Here is an 18,955-nt window from a genome sequence, read left to right as displayed (position 1 = left end):
CGATAGTGGAGGGAATGGTTCCCCCTACGAATAAAGGAGAACCATAGTGATAAATAAAACTAGCGTTTAACCAATTACACGCTCACGGTTGGCAAGATAAGCGCCTTCCGAAACTTTACCCCACTCGCCAACGTCCTTACGGGCTTGAATATAGCTGTCATAAATACGCTTGGACAGCTCGTCAGTTTCGGAAACCTCACGCACAACTTCTTCAGAAACACCGGCAATGGCATCGAAGACGTCCTTAGAGAATTCTTTCAACTGCACATTATGCTTCTCAAGCAATGTCTTGAGCGCCGCACCGTTATTGTAGTTGAACTCGGAGTACATGTAGTTGTTTTCAGCATAACAAGCTGATTTAACAATTTCCTGCTCTGCTTCGCTCAGGCTTACCCAAAGGTCTTTATTCAAACCAACAGAAAGCCCTGAACCTGGCTCGTGGAAGCCCGGGGAGTAGTAGAATTTAGCTACTTTATAGAAACCAAATGCCAAATCGTTCCATGGGCCAACCCACTCGGTCGCATCAATCGCACCAGATTGTAGCGCCGGGAAAATTTCACCACCAGGCAACGCAACTGCTGTTGCACCAAGACGGCGTAATACCTCGCCACCAAGTCCCGGCATGCGCATTTTCAAGCCCTTGAGGTCTTCCAGGCTGTTGATTTCTTTGTTGAACCAACCACCCATCTGCAAGCCGGTGTTACCAGCCATCAGCGGTTTAATGTTAAACTGGCCTGCTAACTCGTCCCACAGCTTTTGCCCCTCACCAATATTGATCCAGGCATTCAGCTCATTGGCTGTTAGGCCCATTGGTACAGCGGTAAAGAAGTTGAACGCTTTATGCTTACCTTGCCAGTAGTATTCTGCAGCATGGTACATATCGGCAGTACCGCTAGATACAGCATCAAAGGATTCAAAAGGAGGAACCAGCTCGCCGGCGGCAAAAAGCTTTACAGTCAGCTTCCCGTCGGAAGACTGTGTAATGCGGTCAGCCACACGTTGTGCACCAGTGCCAAGGCCTGGGAAGTTCTTTGGCCAAGTGGTGACCATTTTCAATTCCCGCTTGCCTTGGGCAATCGCTGGCGCGGCTAATGTTGTAGCGCCGGCTGTCGCACCTGCGGCCAAACCTGCTTTTTTTAAAAAACTACGACGATCCATTAAATTCCTCCCAAAAAATCAAACTTGTGTGAACCCTCTGCGGGGTTTTGCAAATGAACACCCCCTGCCCACTTGTCACTGCGACAACTTGTCATGACTTTTAAACCCGATCATTTTCACGGTTACAAGAGACTCTGAAGTGCAATGCTACAAAGTGATAATAGTGTGAGGCTTGAGCATAATTTTCCTATTAATTTCAGTGGGTAAGAGTACCGGCAAGTACGCATAAGATATATTTCAGCTTTTAAAAGCAAAGGGCAAACACGCCTATCTAACTCTACAGCAGTTAAGTACTTTCACGTGAGCATTCATCTCAAACATAATCCAAATTTTTTGTGCCCCATAAAATATCAGAGAGAAGTGCAATCAAGCAATAAAACTGCTGAATAAACACCGAATTAGCTAGTTTTTATCATCAAGGCCTAGGCAGTTGGTATATAAAACTACCTATAAAGCTAATCCTTGCAATTTACACAATTCAAATTGCACAGATATATATCTCAGGTTTTAATAATAGAATTTACAATTAAAAAAGAAAAGATTGTTGCCCAACTAAAGAGTGAAACGAACTAATCTAACCGTTAAATAGCACCGCTTGCGCTGCAACCATTGCGTGAAAATGCTGTTCTCCCACTGTGCATAACTTGATGAGTTCGAGCCTTTTAAAAGGGAGATTCCCTCTAGAAACGCTGATTTTTCATATAAGAATCATGGAATAATCTACCCAGAATACACGTAAAATCTAGTATACCAGAACGTGCATTCTTCTTCTCTATGGCAAATTATAGGGAAGCTTTATGGGGTTTGCTTCCTTGCCACAATGCTGTGATTGTCAGTCACGGTTCGTGGCAAGGATAAATCGCGCCTAGTAAATGTGAAAACCGGCCAAGAACATTGTCAAGCCGACAACAAGCACCAAAAGCGCTCCACCAATCTCGAAGCCGCGATGAATAAACGCGATTGCGCCATTGCTGTCGCCCCAAATTTTGAGCGCGACATCACGAGCTAGTACGGCCATGCTTGCCAAAATCGAAACAGTTATTCCCGTACCAATTCCCATTACGAGTGTCGAGGCGACCCCCGCCCACAACAAACCCTGGGACATAGCAAAAGCCAGCACAATAAGTGCACCGGTACAAGGACGTAAGCCAACCGCAACAATAATCGACCAAGCGCCGGTTATGCTCATTTTCGTATTACGCAGCATGGCAGGATCTACAGAATGATTGTGCCCGCAACTGCTACAGACTTCATGAGCATGTGTATGCTCATGCTTGTGGCTCTCGTGGCCGTGATCTGTGTGTTCATGGTGAGCATGGCCGTGATCGTGATGCGTATGGTGGTGGTGATCATGATGGTCATGATGCGAATGATTGCAAGCAGCCACCTTACGCTTAACATACATGGGACGGAAGACACGTTCCCAAACAAGCCATAGACCCAGTAAAAGCACCAGAATATAAGAGCCCTTTTCGAACATCATTGAAGTGCGATCAAGTGCAATACTTGTGAAGTGCAAAGCACCGGCTATACCGCCCACCAAGACAATCGCTGTAACAGCCTGCGCCAATGCCGAAGCAAATGACAACAGTATCCCTTTTTTTAAAGTTTGCTCATCTGCCAAAACATAAGAGGAAATAATCGCTTTACCGTGTCCTGGGCCTGCTGCATGGAAAATGCCATAGGCAAAGCTCACGAGCATTAACCACCAAATGGCATTCTCGTTATGTTGGAAACTACGTAATGCACTGCGAAGCTTATTAAAAAACTCGTTCTGCATCATAGCAATACTACCCATCAACCGAGCGTAATAACTGCCATCTACGTTTGATCGCAAATCCTTCTCGAGCTCAGCGTTCTTCGGCTCTGGTGTCGCTTTTTCTAAATCATCAGCACTCTTGGTTGTTGCATCCTTAATGGAAGATGTCGTTTCAGGGCTAATAGAGGGTGTAGAGGCTACCGCGCGGCCTTCGAGCTCTTGTTTCAGCTTATCTTTAGCACTCTCCAGTTGCTGCGGTTTAATATCGCTAAGTTGCACGCTGCTATCTTTTGCAAACGCATTCACCGCTTCCTTGCTATTTTTCGCCTTTTCAATTGGACTCATAGCAAGCTGTTCAGCACGTAATGCCTGCGCTTTCGCACCGCAGCTCACTATTGCCTGGTTTACAAGAGTGTCTGCCACGCTTTTCAAATCATCGGGTAATTCGCGCACATCTGCGCCAACGCTACCCAACTTGGCTGCCGTCTGCCAATCCAGCTCCGGCGGGTTAATCACCTCTGTTTTACAGTTAAAAGGCGCATTGACCAAGCTGACAGCGTTGTTCTGATCCCACTTATAATCAATGTAATAGGTAGGGTCATACACATCTATAGTGAGTGGCTTATCTGCCTTAACCCGCTCTTTTAACGGCAATGTAAAGTGTAATTCCAGCAAGTTAATGGTAGCATCTTGCTCCACATCGCGCCCTGCCGCGCGCTCTTCTTCGATGGCCTTCAAATCATCATCGCTTAAAAGCCAATAGTCTTTATAGCCCACTTTTCTAAGGAACATACGCGGTGAATGCGGGGGCTTAAAATCCAGCTCAACCTTACTATCATCGCCAAACGTGAAATACCCAAACTCTTCCAGGCCTTCGATACTGGCAGTTGCCAGCTCTTTAAGCACCTCCAACTCATCGCCATCGTATTCGCCATTACCATTGGCATCGACACCTTGCAGCGCATAAACACTGTACATGTCATCAAATACCCAGGTATGCTTCAGCGCGGTTAGATACCCTTCGTCGTCAAAGACCAGCGCAACTTTGGCTTTCACAAAAACATGCGGATGCGCCATCACCTGCATAGGTAGCACCAAGGCTACCAGCCAACAAAAAACGAATATAGAAAAACTACGAAATCTAGCAGTCATAATAGCCCACAAGTGTTACCCGAGCCCTTGCATTGCCAAAGGAACACGGCAACATCAAGACAAAAAGAACAAACTCAGAAAAGAAATAATATTTCCCATTATAATGAACTATGAAAATAAATAAGCGAATTAATAGTCAATACTTCAGTAATTAACCTTATTTTACCTCAGGATCACCCTATCATTTCTCGTAGGGTTCATTCTGGAGGGAATAATGAGCGCAAACAATAGTATGGTCACATCTTCACAATTCTTGATTAGCCCTTTTGAGCATGAAGAGTTTGCGCATGATACTGGGCAGCACGAAAACCTTCTCTTTATTCATTGCAGAAAAACGGGCCTAAAAGCCATTATCGCTATTCACAATACCACGCTTGGCCCTGCACTCGGAGGTTGTCGGTATTGGCACTATGACACCAGCGGAGCAGCACTAACGGACGCGCTTCGCCTGTCAAAAGGGATGACCTATAAAAATGCGCTGGCTAACATACCATTCGGTGGGGGCAAGGCCGTTATACTTGCGCAAAAAGACCAACCCAAAACGCCGCAGATGTTACAGGCATTTGGCGCACATATTGGGCGTTTATCTGGTACTTACATCACCGCAGAAGATGTCGGGATGAGCTTAGCTGACATGGATGAAATTGCCAAAAAAACCAACCATGCACGTGGCACAACGGCAGCCGGAATTGGCGATCCCTCCCCATATACAGCAACGGGTGTTTTTGAAGGCATCAAAGCTGCGCTCAATCACTGCTATGGCAATCCAACCCTCTTGAATCGCACCATTAGTATTCAGGGGCTGGGGCTTGTGGGCTATCAATTGGCCCGCCTTCTTCATGTTGCAGGTGCCAAGCTGATGGTTTCCGATATTAATGCCATAGCCACACAAAAAGCTCATCAGGAATTTGGCGCAAAAGTCATCCCGCCCGAACAAGCCCATAGTGCTCTAGCAGATGTTTATGCCCCTTGCGCTCTGGGGGCAGTTATCAACTCCAGTAGTATAGGGCAAATTCAAGCAAAAATAGTTGCCGGGTCGGCCAATAACCAACTGGCAAGCGATGAATATGGGCAGGCCCTTCATCAAAAAGGCATTGTTTATGCTCCCGATTACGCCATCAATGCTGGTGGTGTCATTGCCATTGCCACCGCCACCAAACAAACCGCAAAACAAGAGATTGAGGCTCGCTTGCATAGTATTGGCCATACATTGAGCGAAATATTTACAATCGCAGCAAAGCAAAATCTGCCAACAAATGAAGTTGCAAACCAGCTGGCACAAGAGCGGCTAGAGAATGCAGCCAAGCAAATGGATCATGCTGCATAACAGGCTTGAGTAACACCGCAAGAAAAACTGCTGAATTTCTTGCGGTACAAGTTGCCAGTTATTTATTCGAGCAACAAACGCGGGCAATTACCCCGCTTTATCAACTCTTTATAATAGGCGACAACATGGTCGACCAATGCACGTACTTTGGCCGAAAGGTGGCGACGGTGCGGGTAAATGGCATAAATCCCAGGTCCCGGCACCATGTAGTCTTCCAGCACCATTTGCAAACGGCCATCTTCAAGCTCTTTGTGCAAAAATAGTGCCGGTAAGTGTATGAGCCCCACCCCTTGCAGAGCCGCCCGCTTTGCAGTCTCAGCACTATTCACAGCAATGGGGCCGTTGACCCCAATCGAGGTCCGTTGACCATCGACCATAAAATGCCAGTTCGCTTTAAATACCGAGTTCCTATCAATAATGCAGGGCATACCGTTCAAGTCTTGCGGCTGCATTGGAACGCCATAGTGCGCCAGATAGTCCGGTGAAGCACAAACAATGTTGCGAACACTTTGTATTTTGCGGGCAATCAGGCTGGAATCGGCTAAATCTGTTACCCGAAACGCCACATCAAAACCTTCTTCAACAATATCAACCAGCCTGTCATCAAGCTGCAAATCCAGTTGCACCAATGGGTTGATCTTAACAAAATCAATCATCGCTTCGATCAAGGGGGATTCAGCCATGGAACGTGGTGCACTCACTTTCAGCCTGCCGCGGACATCATGGTGGTCTTGCGCTACAGAGACTTGTAGTTCCTCAAAACGTTGTAGTAACTCGCCAACTTCGCGCGCGTATGCCTCGCCCACCTCGGTCAATGAAACTTGCCGCGTTGTGCGGTTGAGCAATCGTACACCCAACTCATCTTCAAGCTCGGAAACATATTTGGAAACCAGTGCTTTCGAGCGCCCCATATCTCGGGCTGCAGCCGAAAACCCACCCGCTTCAACAACCTTCAAAAAGCATCTGTTACGGGTGATGGTGTCCATGCCTAGTCTCCAAACCAGCTAAATTATCTATTTGTGCACACAGAGACGATATCGCGGGTCGCTTCACCATCCAAGCAGCTTGCATATAACTACCGAAAATACGCGGGTTCTGTTGTATTTAAGCCTTATGATTGGGAAGCTCTTTGCTTCTTCGCTGCCCGCCCTAGCAGCTTTGGCGCACCTACGACTTGGCGTAGGCCAAACAACACCAATAAACTGGCCAGCACGCCCATACCAGCACTAACCAGCCCTTCATAGCTCGTAGGCACCGCCGGTTCATAATCTTGCCACGCTGCCTCAATCAAATCGCTATCAGGGTTTTGCAAGAATACCATCACGCGCCGAAATGCTCCCGCATCTACCATGGCACTACGCTGTGCAAGCAATGTTTCATAACGGTGCTGTACACGCTGTATGCTTTTCACGCGCTCTTGTACAAACGGGTCCGCACTTTGTGCCATACGTTGCAGTGCCTGCGCTCTGTTCAGACCGGTCTGTTTTGCATCATAATCAAAATCACTCAGCACCATATGCAAAGCATCAATGGCCCCGCCCAAACGCTGGCGATATTGCTGGGCAAACTCGGGCAGTTGCGAGGTTAAAGTGCCCCCCACAAGGGCCACCAGCAAGGTAATCATTCGAAAAAATCCCATAATACCCAATGCCCCCGAAATATCTGAGTAAGCAGTGGTAAAGATTAATCACCACCACTCGATAGTTTTCAATATGATGCCAGTAACTGCAATTGCAAAAGTTATTCGCCGATAGTAATCAAGCCCGCTTGCCCTTCTTGCGTACCAAATGCCAACCGCATGCCCTTGGCATCCCATGCCATAGCGCTTACCGGTCCACCGCCGGGACGGCGCAACAGCACCTCGGCGTTATCTTCAAAACGCACCGCCATGATCATACCATCTTCATAGCCCACCACCAGCATATCCTCTTTCGGGTGACAGCACACATGGCACACCATAGAATCGCTGCGCACGCCAAGCTCCAGCGGCTGTTGCCCCATAGGGCCGCTCTTGCCGGAAAATGGCCACAAAATAGCAGCCTGCGCACCAGAGGTTGCCAGATATTTGCCCTTAGCCGACCAACTCATGCTTTTGGTTTTTGCCGGATAACCGCTCATGCGCATATCCTGGCTATCGCTTAAACGCCAACCATGCAGGGCGTTTTCTTGCATGGCGGTTACAAGGTACTTGCCATCGGGAGAGTAGCAAACATCTCCATGCGCACCTTTCCAAAACAGCTCCTGCGGGTCGCCTTGTGCATTGACCCACCAAAGCGTTACCCCGTCATAGCGCGAAGTCACCAAGCGCATGCCCTTGGGCGCGAAAGCCAAGCCACCCACAGCGCGTGGTAACTGGAACTCTTTTTCACTGCCATCTTGCAAGCGCACCCAAGCCGTACGACCACTGGCAAAAGCCACGGCCCCCTGCGGACCGGTTGCCAAAAGGTCAATCCACTTGCGGGAGCGCTCTGCAAGCAAGGTTGCTTCACCTTCAGCCGTTACTTGATAAACTTTGCCATCCATACCGCCTGTAATGAGCGCGCGTCCATCTTGGGCAGGAACTGCTGATAACAGCCCGTCCTTATAAACGGACAAATGATCTACATGGCCACCTAAAAATTTGACAGAGCCATCACCCAGAGCAAAGGCGGCCACATCCCCTAAAAAGCACGTGGCAACCACAAAACTATCCGCATCAAGCGGTGCAATTACTGGCACAAATCACCTCACACAACACAAGCCATAAACGCTTCTTTCAGCGCTTGCTGGTTCAAGTCACGGCCAATAAACACCAAGCGGCTTTCACGGGCTTCTGCCGCCTTCCATTCCCGTTGGTGATCGCCCTCAACAATCATATGCACCCCTTGCACCACATAGCGCTGCGGGTCGTCTTTGAAAGCCAAAATACCTTTCATACGCAAGATGTTCGGCCCTTCCAGCTGGGTGACCTCGTTAATCCATGGGAAAAACTTTTGCGGGTCCAAATCACCGGCACGAAGCGAAATCGACTTCACACTATGCAAGCCGTCGTCTTCGTCATGAGAGTGGTCATGGTCGCAGCCTGCCCCGCATACGTGGTGCTCGCCGTGGTCGTGTTTATGCTCGTGGTTGTCGCCACCACAACACCCTGAGCTACAGCAATCATCATCATGTTTGTGGTCATGGTCATGCGCGTGTTCATGCGCTTGTGCGGATGCTGCATCCTTGAGGAACTTGGGATCCAAATCGAGTATACGGTCCAAATCAAACGCACCGCGATCCAAAACATCCGCAAGCTTTACCGCACAGCGCTCGGTTTCCACCACCTGCGCATACGGGTTCAACTTTTGTAGCACTGCCCGAACATTTTGTAGCTCGGCTGCATCCACAAGGTCGGTTTTATTGAGCAAAATCACATCGGAGAATGCAATCTGGTCCTGCGCTTCATCGGTATCTTTCAGCCGCTGTAGCACATGGCGAGCATCGACAACGCCGACAACAGCATCCAGCCTTGCAGCTTTGCGCACATCATCATCCATGAAAAATGTTTGCGCCACAGGGGCCGGATCGGCAATACCGGTGGTTTCAACAATAATCGCGTCAAAAGCCCCTTTTCGCTTCATGAGGTTTTCAACGGTGCGGATCAAATCGCCGCGCACGGTGCAGCAAATGCACCCGTTATTCATCTCGTAAACTTCTTCGTCAGATTCAACCAGCAGGTCGTTATCAATGCCAATTTCGCCAAACTCGTTCACAATGACCGCATAGCGTGTGCCATGGTTTTCGCTCAATATCCGGTTCAAAAGAGTGGTTTTGCCAGCCCCTAAATAGCCGGTAAGCACAGTAACCGGAATTCGGGTATCAGTCGTTTCCGACATTGTATTCTCCTAGCATAAAGCAGGTGTCTGCTTGCGAAATCTCGCAGCCGTTCAAACCTGCTCACCTTGTTTGTCCCTATTGGTAATTGCCAGGTCACACTAAAGGCAATCACGCTGTTTTGTTACATATAAGCTTCATAAGCCAACTAGTCACGCTCGGCAGGTAAAAATGGTTTCAACCGCCCCAGAATTTCCTTGCCAACCCATGGGGAAAAGCCGTCTTTGGCTTCTGGTTCCGGTAATTCAGCTTGGAAACGTTCATAGCTTTGTTCAAACAGGCTAGGCGATTGTAAATAGGCTTCAATCACCATGGCGTTCACGTCTTCATTCTTTTCAGCCACCACATAACCACCATCCAGCAGCAGGGCCAACCAAATCGCCGCCTGCGGGTATTCATGGCGGCAAGCGCGAAGCCAACGCGCTGCCCTTGTGAAGTTCTGGGCAACACCATCGCCAAACAGCAACCGCTCCGAATAAGCGTATTGGGCTTTTGCCAGTCCACCAATCGCTGCTTTATCTATATACTTATAGGGATCTATTTCACTAGTCCCCTCAAGATGCTTTCCTTTTTCAGCAGCTTTGAGTAAGTCCTGAGATACATACCAAGAGGCCGCCCGTCGGATTTCAATTCTCCTATTGTTATCCGCCAGATCCTTGAGTTTATAAAATCTACTTTTTTCACCTGATGGATTACTCAATAAACTGACAGGCAAAAAAGTATAAACTAGTTCATCTGTGTGCTTCGGGAAATGACTAGAGGTTCCAAACCACGTCAATCTTCCTATTATTTTTGCAAGATTTACCTCAACTTCCGCCGCAAGCGCACTGGAATCACCCTCCAAGAGGCTTAGTGTTGCACTATTAAAGTTGAACTTTGATGTACCCTCTAGCTGGCCGTTATGCTCCAGTGCTTTGTATGCCCTGTGCCATTGCCCTTCATCAAAAAGCTCTTCTTGCTCTTCAAGTGCATCCAATAATCGTTGCGGAGCTGTTGCATCGCCACTTTCTACGGCTTTGATAAGCCAATCTATGCTTTCTTTCTGGCGCAGCATAGCTTTAGGTCCCAGCCCATAGTCTACCAGTTTCATCATTGCGAAAGTATTGCCCTGCTCTGCAGCAGTCTCGTAGTAACCGATAGACTTTAACGGGTTCATGTCTTCTCCATAGCCATTTTCGACCATGTACCCCACAAAGGCTATAGCAGCCCCTTGGCCTGCATCACCTGCAAATGCAAAATGCTCGCGCGCTTGCCAATAGTCTTTTGGTACCCGCTCGCCATACAAATATAATTTGCCAAGCTCGTAATGCGCCCACGTTTCCCCTTGAGCCGCCGCCGTATTAAAGTACTTCAGCGCATCACTAATTCTGTATTCATCCCCAAGCCCTTCAAGGGCAGCAACACCTAATTGCGTATATGCGTCTGGAATTTCAGCTTTCACGTCGTGCAGTAAAGCGATGCCTTGTTCAACGTCCTGTTCACCGCCATAACCATAAAGCAGTGCAATGGCATATTTTTCCTTAGCATCCAGATGCCCCTTGGCAGACAAATCTTTAAAGTACTGCCGCGCAATCACATCACTTTGATGTAGACCTTGCCCAAACCAGTAACTGTCCGCCAGCAGGTACAGCGCATCTTCATCATCTTTTTCAAGTAGTGGCACAAGGGTTGTCAAAGCCTTACCGCTTTGCTCATTGCCCATATAGTGGCGGGCTAATTTTACGGCGCTATAATCATAGCCATTCTCGTAGCCCTTTTTCAGCAACTCAATTCCAGCTGCCTCATCCTTCCTCGTGTCATGGCCTAAAAGCTTCATCGAACCCAGCCGCGCCATAGCCATACTATGCCTATAGTCTTCAACCAGTTTCGTATATACTTGAACCGCGAGCATATAGTTGGCATCGCACCCCAAGCCATTTTCCAGCATATAGGCATAGCGATACTTTGCTTCTATCAAGCCTTGTTGCTGTGCTTCATCAACGAGCTCAAAAGCACGTTTGGCATCCTTTTCAACGCCATAACCACCCAAAAGCATGGTCGATAAATAAAAGGAAGAAAGCGCATCACCTTTTACAAAGCCCTGCTCATAATACTCAACCGCTTTTTCAAAATTTACTTGACCCTGAACACCGTTTTCTTCGCTCAAACCTAAATAGGCATAGGCTTGGTAAACACCGCCTTGCAAAGCATCCTGCGCATATTTCTGCCCCAGCTTTAGATCCCGCTTCACTTCCAAGCCGTTTATATAGAGGTCGGCAAGCTGCAGCGTCGCCCAGCTATCGCCTTGCTCCTGCGCCCATTTTATCTGTGAAAGCCCATAATCTATATTTTTAGGAACGCCCCGCCCTTGCAGATACATTCGCCCAACTTGCCGCGCGCTCCAAGTGTCGCCAAATTCCATGGCATCTTGATATAGCCGCTCGGCCCGCAGCTCATCCTTTTCAACCACAATCCCGTACTCGTAGTACCATGCTAACGAGCCCATAGCATAAGGATGGCCAGCATCTGCCGCCTTTTTGTAGTTCTCAAAGGCTTTGGAAAGATCGTAATAACTGGCGCTATTGTCTTCATAGGCCATGGCAAGCTTGAACTGTGCCTCGGTAATACCGGCTTGCGCTTCGGCTTTGAGCGCATCAAACGATTGTCCCGAAATTTTGCCCACACCCTTCTTTCGGGCATCAATCCACTGGCGCGCGCTAAAGTCGCCGCTATTGCCTTGCAAATCTTCAACACCGCCAGATGTTGCAGCAATGGCTAAAGTAGATACGCTACAAGATAAGCAAAAGCACAGTATAAATAATTTATCTAAAAATCTTCCAGCCATAAGTAATCACTCAAATTTATCATTCCTAAGTGATTACTATCATAAATCATGTAGATGAGGTTAGAGAAACAAGAAAATTATCCAGCAAGCAGTACGAGGCAAACAATTGCCAGCGAATAAAACCCTAATGTTTTAAATTCTATCCACTCTTGGGCAGATAAAGGCGTACCAATCATGCTCACCCCTTTCGCATAGGTGCAGCATGGTTAACCGGCAATCGCTAATAAACTGTTTCCTACTAAGAATTAAATCATCACTTGTGGCGAAAGCCGCACACCAATTGAAGGTGCCGACTGGCGCAACTTCAAAAACGGCTTAATAAGCGTAATATTTGCAGGCACATCTTCGCCATTTAATTTGCGCAGCATCAGCTTTGCAGCCAGCTCGCCTGTTAAATTGGCACCATTGCTCACCGTGGTTAAGGCCGGGGTCCGGTTGCGCCCACTCTCGGTATTGTCATAGCCGGTTATCGCCAGTTGCGGCCCCGGTTCCACCCCCGCGCGGCGCACACCTGTCATCACCCCAAGGGCGACCAAGTCGTTAAAGCACATCACAGCCGTAGGGCGTGGTTTGAACTCCAAAATATCGGCGACAACAGAAACCCCGTCGTTGCGGTCCATAAGCTCCGGTATATCCAGCTGCCGGTCCGGGTCCAGGCCCGCATCTTCCAATGCTGTGCGCCACCCAAGATTACGGTCCCTGCCCGCCGATGAAGAACGCCGCCCGCCAACCATAGCAATATGGGCATGCCCGAGTTCAATCAAATGTCGGGTCATCATGTAAGCACCGGTATAGTCATCACCACGCACAACAGGCACCATGGCCCCGGGTACATCGCGGCAAACCAATGTTACCGGTACGCCTTGCTCTTGGATTGCGTTAATTTCCTTTGCTGTCGTCCCAACAGAGGGGCAAAGAATCAGGCCATCAGCGCGGTACTGCAGCAAAGTCTCGACAAATTGCTGTTGACGGCCAACAAAATCACGGTGATTACTCATCAACACCATTTTGCCTTCTGCAGCCAGCGTTTCCTCGATACCGCGATACACCTCGGCAAAGTAAGGGTTCAAAATATCATGAACCGCCACACCAATCATATTGGAGGTTGAAGTGCGCAAACTCGCCGCTGAGCGGTTGTAAATGTACCCCGCTTCCTCAGCAAAGGCCCGCACGCGTTGACGCGTTGCCTCAGCAACCAGCGAAGAATCCCGCATGGCAAGCGAAACAGTGGCAGTCGAAACACCCAGTTTCTTGGCAATATCGCCGAGCCGTATTCTTTTGCCTTTCTCCTGCACTTTTAACAACCTCACACAACCATGGCCAAGCAGAGCTTAACAAAACAAGTCAAGACTGCGCTATATCATAAAACTGCCACAATCCAATAAACTCAGAGCGCCATTATGACATTTATTTTTCTTGAACCAAAACCTTAAGAGGTCGCATCTTGCCCTAGCTGTAGTCAGGCCAAGACTATGGTTGCTGCAATTGCTTACGTTCGCGCAAGAGTAAATAAATACCGGAGCAAATAACCAGAGTGGCTCCAATAAGGGTATGAATGCTAGGCGTATCACCAAATATCAGGTACCCATAAATAATCATCCATATTATTTGTTGGTACATGAACGGTGCCAAAAACGAAGCCGAAGCAAAACGATAGCTTTCCGTTAGCAGCCAGTGCGCAGTTAGTGCCAAAAAGCCCATAGAAACCAACCCGAATACTTCAAAGGTCTGGTCCGGCCATTGGAAATCCGCAAATGCGGGGGGAGCCAACAAAATACTGCCCACGAGAGACGACATCATCAACATACTGGCATTACTATCGCTCTGCACCAAAGCTCTTGTCATCAAGAAATAAGCAGAAAAGCAAAACATAGCGGCAATTGTAAGCAGCATGGCCCAGTGCACTTCCCCGTCAAAAGGCTGCACCACGATCAAAACACCAATAAAGCCCAGGATAATTGCTGCCCAGCGCCTCGGTCCGCACCATTCGCCGAGTAAAGGGCCAGAAACAGCAGCAATAACAAACGGAGCTGCAAAACTTATTGAAACAGTCTGTGCCAACTGTAAGTATTGCAATGCAGTACACAGCAATACCGTTCCAATCATAAGTATAACAGCGCGAATTACTTGCAATCCCCATCGTTTAGGCATCAATAATCCCGGGTTTTTCCAGACCCTGAATATCAATAGGACAGCAACAAACTGCCCAAAATACCGAAACCACGCGACCTCAAAAACAGGTACAGCACTGGCGCTAAGCTTTATCATTGCATCGCATGATGAAAAGAAAAAGAAAGCAACTGAGTAGTAGCCTATTCCGGCCAAACGTTGCGAAGGTGCGGGCATTATTATTCTCCTTATCCCCACACCATCTCTACCATTTCCCTTAGTAAGAGCAATGTAATTCAAATAAATACAAACACTTAAAATTCAACTATTACAATAAGTTATGAAAGAATATCAACTTAAGGTCACCAATTAAACAATAAGCTATCCTTATTGTCGTCATAGCGTAACAAACAAACACTAGTTCTATTCCATCACAAATTATCGACATTTTTCATATTTGTTGGAGCCTGAATATGTCACTTCGCCACCTTTTAACTGCAGCAGTAATGTCTTTTGCGGCTTGCGCTTCGGCAAGCGCAACAGAAACACTTGTGCTTTATACATCCCAGCCAAGTAAAGATGCCCAACAGACTGTAGACGCTTTCATGGCGGCAAATCCAGATATCAAGGTGGATTGGGTGCGCGATGGCACCACAAAAATAATGGCAAAGTTGCGTGCAGAATTTGCAGCTGGCGCCCCCAAACCAGACGTTTTGCTCATTGCAGACTTGGTCACAATGGAAGGCTTGAAGCGCGAGGGGCGCTTGGCGCCGGTAACCACAGCACCGGTTCAAGGCTATGACAAGCGCTTGTTTGATAACGACTTCCACTATTTCTCAACCAAGCTTATCACCACCGGTATTGTTTATAATAGCAAGTCACCGGTTAAGCCTTCATCTTGGCAAGACCTTACAAAACCTGAGCTCAAGGGATTGGTTGCAATGCCATCGCCCCTCACCTCGGGAGCAGCGACCATTCATATGGAAGCAATGACACAAAACAATACACTTGGCTGGTCTTACTACGAAAACCTTGCAGCGAACAACGTAAAGCCTAAAGGTGGCAATGGCGGTACTTTTAAAGCTGTTGCCAGCGGTGAAAAAATGGTTGGAGTTGTCGTCGACTTCTTGCCAATTCGCGAAAAAGCCAAAGGCTCACCTGTTGAGTTCGTTTTCCCAAGCGAGGGAGTTTCTGCAGTAACCGAGCCCGTTGCTGTGCTGGAAACCGCCAAAAATAAAGATGCAGCTGCTAAATTTGTCCACTTCCTGCTTTCTAAAGAAGGCCAGCAATTGGCAGCGGACCAAGGTTATTTACCAGCTCACCCGAAAGTCGCCGGTCCACAAGGCTTCCCAACACGTAATGAAATCAAACTCATTGATTTTGACGCCGGCGAAGCTCTGGAAACAGCCGAAGCTGACAAAAAGAAATTCCTGGAAATCTTTGGGGAATAACATTGCAGTCCAGCAATCAGCTCAGCACTTCGGCTGAGACCACCATAAAAGCGCCAGAGGTACGCCTCTGGCAGCGACTGGTCGGCGCTACGAAATCGCAAAAGATCAATGCATCAACACACCTTGCTTTTTTGCTAAAAGCATTGCTTGCCCTGTTTATACTCATTATCGTCGTTTGGCCTCTATTTCGCCTGACGCTTGAGGCCATTTTCCCGCAAGGTCAACTGAGCTTCGAACCGCTTTTACAAGCTGTGCACTCGCCGTCCACTTGGCGGGCCACGACAAACTCTCTCATAACCAGCTTCTTTGGTATGCTGTTTGCCCTTGCTCTGGGTACATCCTTGGCTTTTCTTGTCGCACTAACCAACATTCGCTTTAAGCTGCTCTTGGTTTTTTGCTTCATGCTTCCCATGATGATTCCACCACAAATAACAGCGCTTTCATGGATACAAGTTTTCGGTCCTTCATCTGCACTTCTCAAAGCACTCTCGCTCGCACCACCCCTAGGTAGCCCCAACCCTGTTTACTCCGTTGAGGCTATAATAATTTTGCTGGGTGTCCAGCACGCACCGCTCGCTTTTCTTGTCCTTCGTGCCGCTTTTCGGCAAATACCGCGCGAGCTTATCGAAGCTGCCCGCATGAGCGGTGCAAAAGGTCATCGCATTGCTTTTAGTATTGTTTTACCCTTGCTCACACCAGCACTTACAGCGGCTGCGAGCTTAACCTTTGTCTCAGCTCTCGGTAATTTTGGCATTCCGGCAATGCTAGGTATTCCAGAAAGTTACTATGTGTTGCCAACCCTTATCTACCGGCGCTTAACCTCGTTCGGCCCTTCCATCATTTCCGATGTCGCCATACTGGCTGTGCTCATCGGTATTATTGGCCTTGCTGTTGTTCTATTACAAATATGGGTGAACAAGCGTATCGAATCGCGCCTCATGTCAAAACCCGGCGCGCCCCTTCACATACCACTTAAGAAGCTTCGTCTACCTATAGAAATAGCCATGTGGCTGGTTATTTTTCTTATTTTGGTCTTGCCACTTACTGCATTGTTGGCCACATCTTTGGTGCCTGCTTATGGTGTCGCTCTTACAGCGCAAACCGCGACTATAGATAACTTTGTTGAAGTTATATTTCGCCAATCGGCAACTTTGCGCGCCTTCACAAACTCAGGCCTATTGGCATTCATGACAGCAACAGCACTCGCTATTATTGCCATACCCTTGGGCTATTTTCTCATCTGGCAAAAAAGCCGCTTGGCCCGCTTGCTGGCAACACTTGCCGAAATGCCCTATGCCCTCCCCGGTGTTGTGCTTTCCATTGCAATTATACTGGTGTTTTTAAAGCCGATACCGCTTGTAAACATATCCATATACGGCACACTTACCATAATTCTGGTGGCCTATTTAGCGCGCTTCCTGGCTCTGGCCTTAAAGCCTGTTATTGCTGGCTACCAACAATTAGACCCCAAACTAGATGAAGCAGCCCAGCTAGCAGGGGCGGGGCTTGCCCGGCGGCTTACGCAAATTGCAACACCGTTGCTAGGCCCAGTCGCTGCAGCAGGCGGTATACTGGTGTTTATGACGGCCCTAAACGAGCTCACCGTATCTGCGCTATTATGGTCGGCAGGCAACGAAACACTCGGTACGCTGGTTTATAATCTGGATGATGGCGGCTATACCGTCCTCTCATCCTCATTGGCCGTCATAACGGTGCTGTTGATTTTGGTTATTATGCTGCTTGCCCAGCTGCTTAGCCGCTGGCTCCCTGCCGGAGTGCTCCCCTGGCAGCTGAAGTAATCAACCGGCTGAACGCAAGTGCGGGTACCTATGTGCAGGCCCACACTTGCTCAATAAATGCCGGTAGTATCTCGCCCACCTCAACGCGTTTCACACTCTCGCTAACGAGTTCCACAACACCTTGGTTATGCTCCAATTCCAGTAACATCCGATACTTACCGCCCAAGTAACGCCGTTGTTTTACCCGGCAAATGATCCCTTGTGCCCCGTCAGGGCATGAGCCAAACTTAACGTCTTCGGGGCGCACAACCAAAGACAGCGATGCCCCCAGCTCGAACTGGTTTTCGCTGTTATAAGCTACCGAACCAAGCCCCAGCTTCGCTCGCCCCTTTGAGCTCACTTCACTTTTAATCACAGCACCTGAACCTATAAACCGCGCCACATCACCATTTACAGGGCGTGAGTATAGTTCTTCAGGCCTTGCCAGTTGCTGCAAGCGCCCTTCAAGCATCACGGCAATACGGTCTGCCACCGACATCGCTTCGCTTTGATCATGGGTAATATACAAAATTGTTGCCCCGCTTTTGCGGTGGAAGGTTTTAAACTCTGCCAGCATATCCTCACGCAAGTGCATATCAAGGTTGGCAAGCGGCTCGTCCATCAACACCAGCTTGGGCGCTTGGGTTAGGCACCGGGCTAACGCCACCCTTTGTTGCTGCCCGCCCGATAATTCTGCCGGGCGACGCGATTTAAAAGCGCCAAGGCGTGTTGCCTCTAATGCATTGTCTATCCGCAGCTCTCGCTCGGTACCTGTTATTTTTTGTGTTTTAAGCGGAAAGGCGGCATTCTCTGCCACGCTCATATGCGGCCACAGCGCATAACTTTGAAAAACCATCCCCACTTGCCGCTCTTCCGGCGCGCTGTGATGGCTGGCAGATGAAACTAACGTGTTGCCAAGCCAGATTTCACCCGCATCCAGCATCTCTAGACCGGCTATCAGCCGCAACAAAGTTGTCTTACCGCAGCCAGAAGGACCAAGAACGCATAAAAACTCACCTTCTTGAATAGCAAGATCGAGCGCTTTTAATGCCTGATAGCTGCCAAAACTCTTTGAAATTCCATTAATCCGAACTGATGACATGGCGACCTCCACCCCACGCCCTATCGCTAAGGCGTGAAGCTGCCATGACACCGCTAGCATTTACTCTAATTTATTGGGTTTTTCTTGTCGTTTCTTTCAGGTTGAGCCGTCAAACTCTGGAAAAACAAACATAACCAAAGGAACCATCATGTCAGGCAACAAGCAGCACACATCAGTTCATACCCATGAAAAAATGCAGCGCCGATACGATGACGACCACGAGCATAAACATAACAAAGATCACCTAGACTACACGCGCGGCGAAAAAACCCACCCATTCACCCAGCATGGCGGCAACCCTGAAGGGCACAAGCACACCAAACAGCACCATGATGGCCATGCGCATTCAAATGGCAAACATCACCACCCCAAGCACCACGACCATAAAGAACATACCCGCGAGCATCACAAAAAAGATCACGATTAAAGTTTGCACCTAC

The 18,955-nt window shown here is 48.4% G+C and carries 14 protein-coding genes; 4 read left to right on the top strand and 10 right to left on the bottom strand.

Translation table 11 applies throughout. From position 1 onward, the window contains the following. Nucleotides 1–66: 66 nt before the first annotated feature. The gene (locus tag AYK67_RS11930) at nt 67–1,158 is read right to left on the bottom strand and encodes a TRAP transporter substrate-binding protein (RefSeq protein ID WP_068086933.1); all 1,092 of its coding nucleotides are present in this window, start codon (nt 1,156–1,158) and stop codon (nt 67–69) included. 865 nt (nt 1,159–2,023) lie between these two features. Then, nucleotides 2,024–4,069: a HoxN/HupN/NixA family nickel/cobalt transporter gene (locus AYK67_RS11925; protein WP_068086932.1), complete on the bottom strand. Its 2,046-nt coding sequence runs from the start codon at nt 4,067–4,069 to the stop codon at nt 2,024–2,026. Between the two features lie 214 nt (nt 4,070–4,283). Here AYK67_RS11925 and AYK67_RS11920 point away from each other — a divergent pair, with 214 nt between their 5' ends. Then, a complete protein-coding gene (locus AYK67_RS11920) occupies nt 4,284–5,396 on the top strand; it encodes a Leu/Phe/Val dehydrogenase (protein ID WP_068086927.1) in 1,113 nt (370 codons plus the stop codon). 62 nt (nt 5,397–5,458) lie between these two features. Here AYK67_RS11920 and AYK67_RS11915 read toward each other — a convergent pair whose 3' ends face one another. The 7 genes from AYK67_RS11915 to AYK67_RS11885 form a co-directional block, all read right to left on the bottom strand. After that, entirely contained in the window at nt 5,459–6,382 is a 924-nt protein-coding gene (locus AYK67_RS11915) for a LysR family transcriptional regulator (protein WP_068086925.1), read from the bottom strand. Between the two features lie 125 nt (nt 6,383–6,507). Beyond that, a complete protein-coding gene (locus tag AYK67_RS11910; RefSeq protein WP_082735783.1) occupies nt 6,508–7,035 on the bottom strand; it encodes a DUF2937 family protein in 528 nt (175 codons plus the stop codon). Between the two features lie 101 nt (nt 7,036–7,136). Further along, on the bottom strand, nt 7,137–8,114 hold the full coding sequence (locus AYK67_RS11905; RefSeq protein WP_068086916.1) for a WD40 repeat domain-containing protein: 978 nt from the start codon (nt 8,112–8,114) through the stop codon (nt 7,137–7,139). Between the two features lie 8 nt (nt 8,115–8,122). Then, nucleotides 8,123–9,253, bottom strand: a complete 1,131-nt coding sequence (locus tag AYK67_RS11900; protein WP_068086913.1) for a CobW family GTP-binding protein — start codon at nt 9,251–9,253, stop codon at nt 8,123–8,125. Between the two features lie 146 nt (nt 9,254–9,399). Next, nucleotides 9,400–12,075, bottom strand: a complete 2,676-nt coding sequence (locus tag AYK67_RS11895) for a tetratricopeptide repeat protein (protein ID WP_068086904.1) — start codon at nt 12,073–12,075, stop codon at nt 9,400–9,402. 245 nt (nt 12,076–12,320) lie between these two features. Continuing rightward, entirely contained in the window at nt 12,321–13,370 is a 1,050-nt protein-coding gene (locus AYK67_RS11890; RefSeq protein WP_068086900.1) for a LacI family DNA-binding transcriptional regulator, read from the bottom strand. 175 nt (nt 13,371–13,545) lie between these two features. Then, a complete protein-coding gene (locus AYK67_RS11885; RefSeq protein WP_068086896.1) occupies nt 13,546–14,421 on the bottom strand; it encodes a DMT family transporter in 876 nt (291 codons plus the stop codon). A gap of 236 nt (nt 14,422–14,657) precedes the next feature. Between AYK67_RS11885 and AYK67_RS11880 the strand changes: the two genes are divergently transcribed. Both AYK67_RS11880 and AYK67_RS11875 read left to right on the top strand, forming a co-directional pair. Next, on the top strand, nt 14,658–15,635 hold the full coding sequence (locus tag AYK67_RS11880) for an ABC transporter substrate-binding protein (RefSeq protein ID WP_068086893.1): 978 nt from the start codon (nt 14,658–14,660) through the stop codon (nt 15,633–15,635). A 143-nt stretch (nt 15,636–15,778) separates the two neighbouring features. Continuing rightward, nucleotides 15,779–17,434 (top strand): ABC transporter permease, encoded by a 1,656-nt coding sequence (locus tag AYK67_RS11875; protein WP_420800602.1) that lies wholly within the window; start codon nt 15,779–15,781, stop codon nt 17,432–17,434. Between the two features lie 28 nt (nt 17,435–17,462). On the opposite strand, the gene AYK67_RS11870 is transcribed toward AYK67_RS11875, so the two are convergent. Then, the gene (locus tag AYK67_RS11870) at nt 17,463–18,515 is read right to left on the bottom strand and encodes an ABC transporter ATP-binding protein (RefSeq protein ID WP_068086884.1); all 1,053 of its coding nucleotides are present in this window, start codon (nt 18,513–18,515) and stop codon (nt 17,463–17,465) included. A 148-nt stretch (nt 18,516–18,663) separates the two neighbouring features. Between AYK67_RS11870 and AYK67_RS11865 the strand changes: the two genes are divergently transcribed. Beyond that, complete coding sequence (locus tag AYK67_RS11865) at nt 18,664–18,942, top strand: hypothetical protein (RefSeq protein WP_068086880.1); 279 nt, start codon at nt 18,664–18,666, stop codon at nt 18,940–18,942. The last annotated feature ends 13 nt before the right edge of the window (nt 18,943–18,955 follow it).

Origin of the sequence: Polycladidibacter stylochi, from assembly GCF_001562055.1 — a bacterium.
Lineage (GTDB): Bacteria > Pseudomonadota > Alphaproteobacteria > Rhizobiales > Stappiaceae > Pseudovibrio > Pseudovibrio stylochi.
This window is presented reverse-complemented; position numbering and strand designations above follow the sequence as displayed.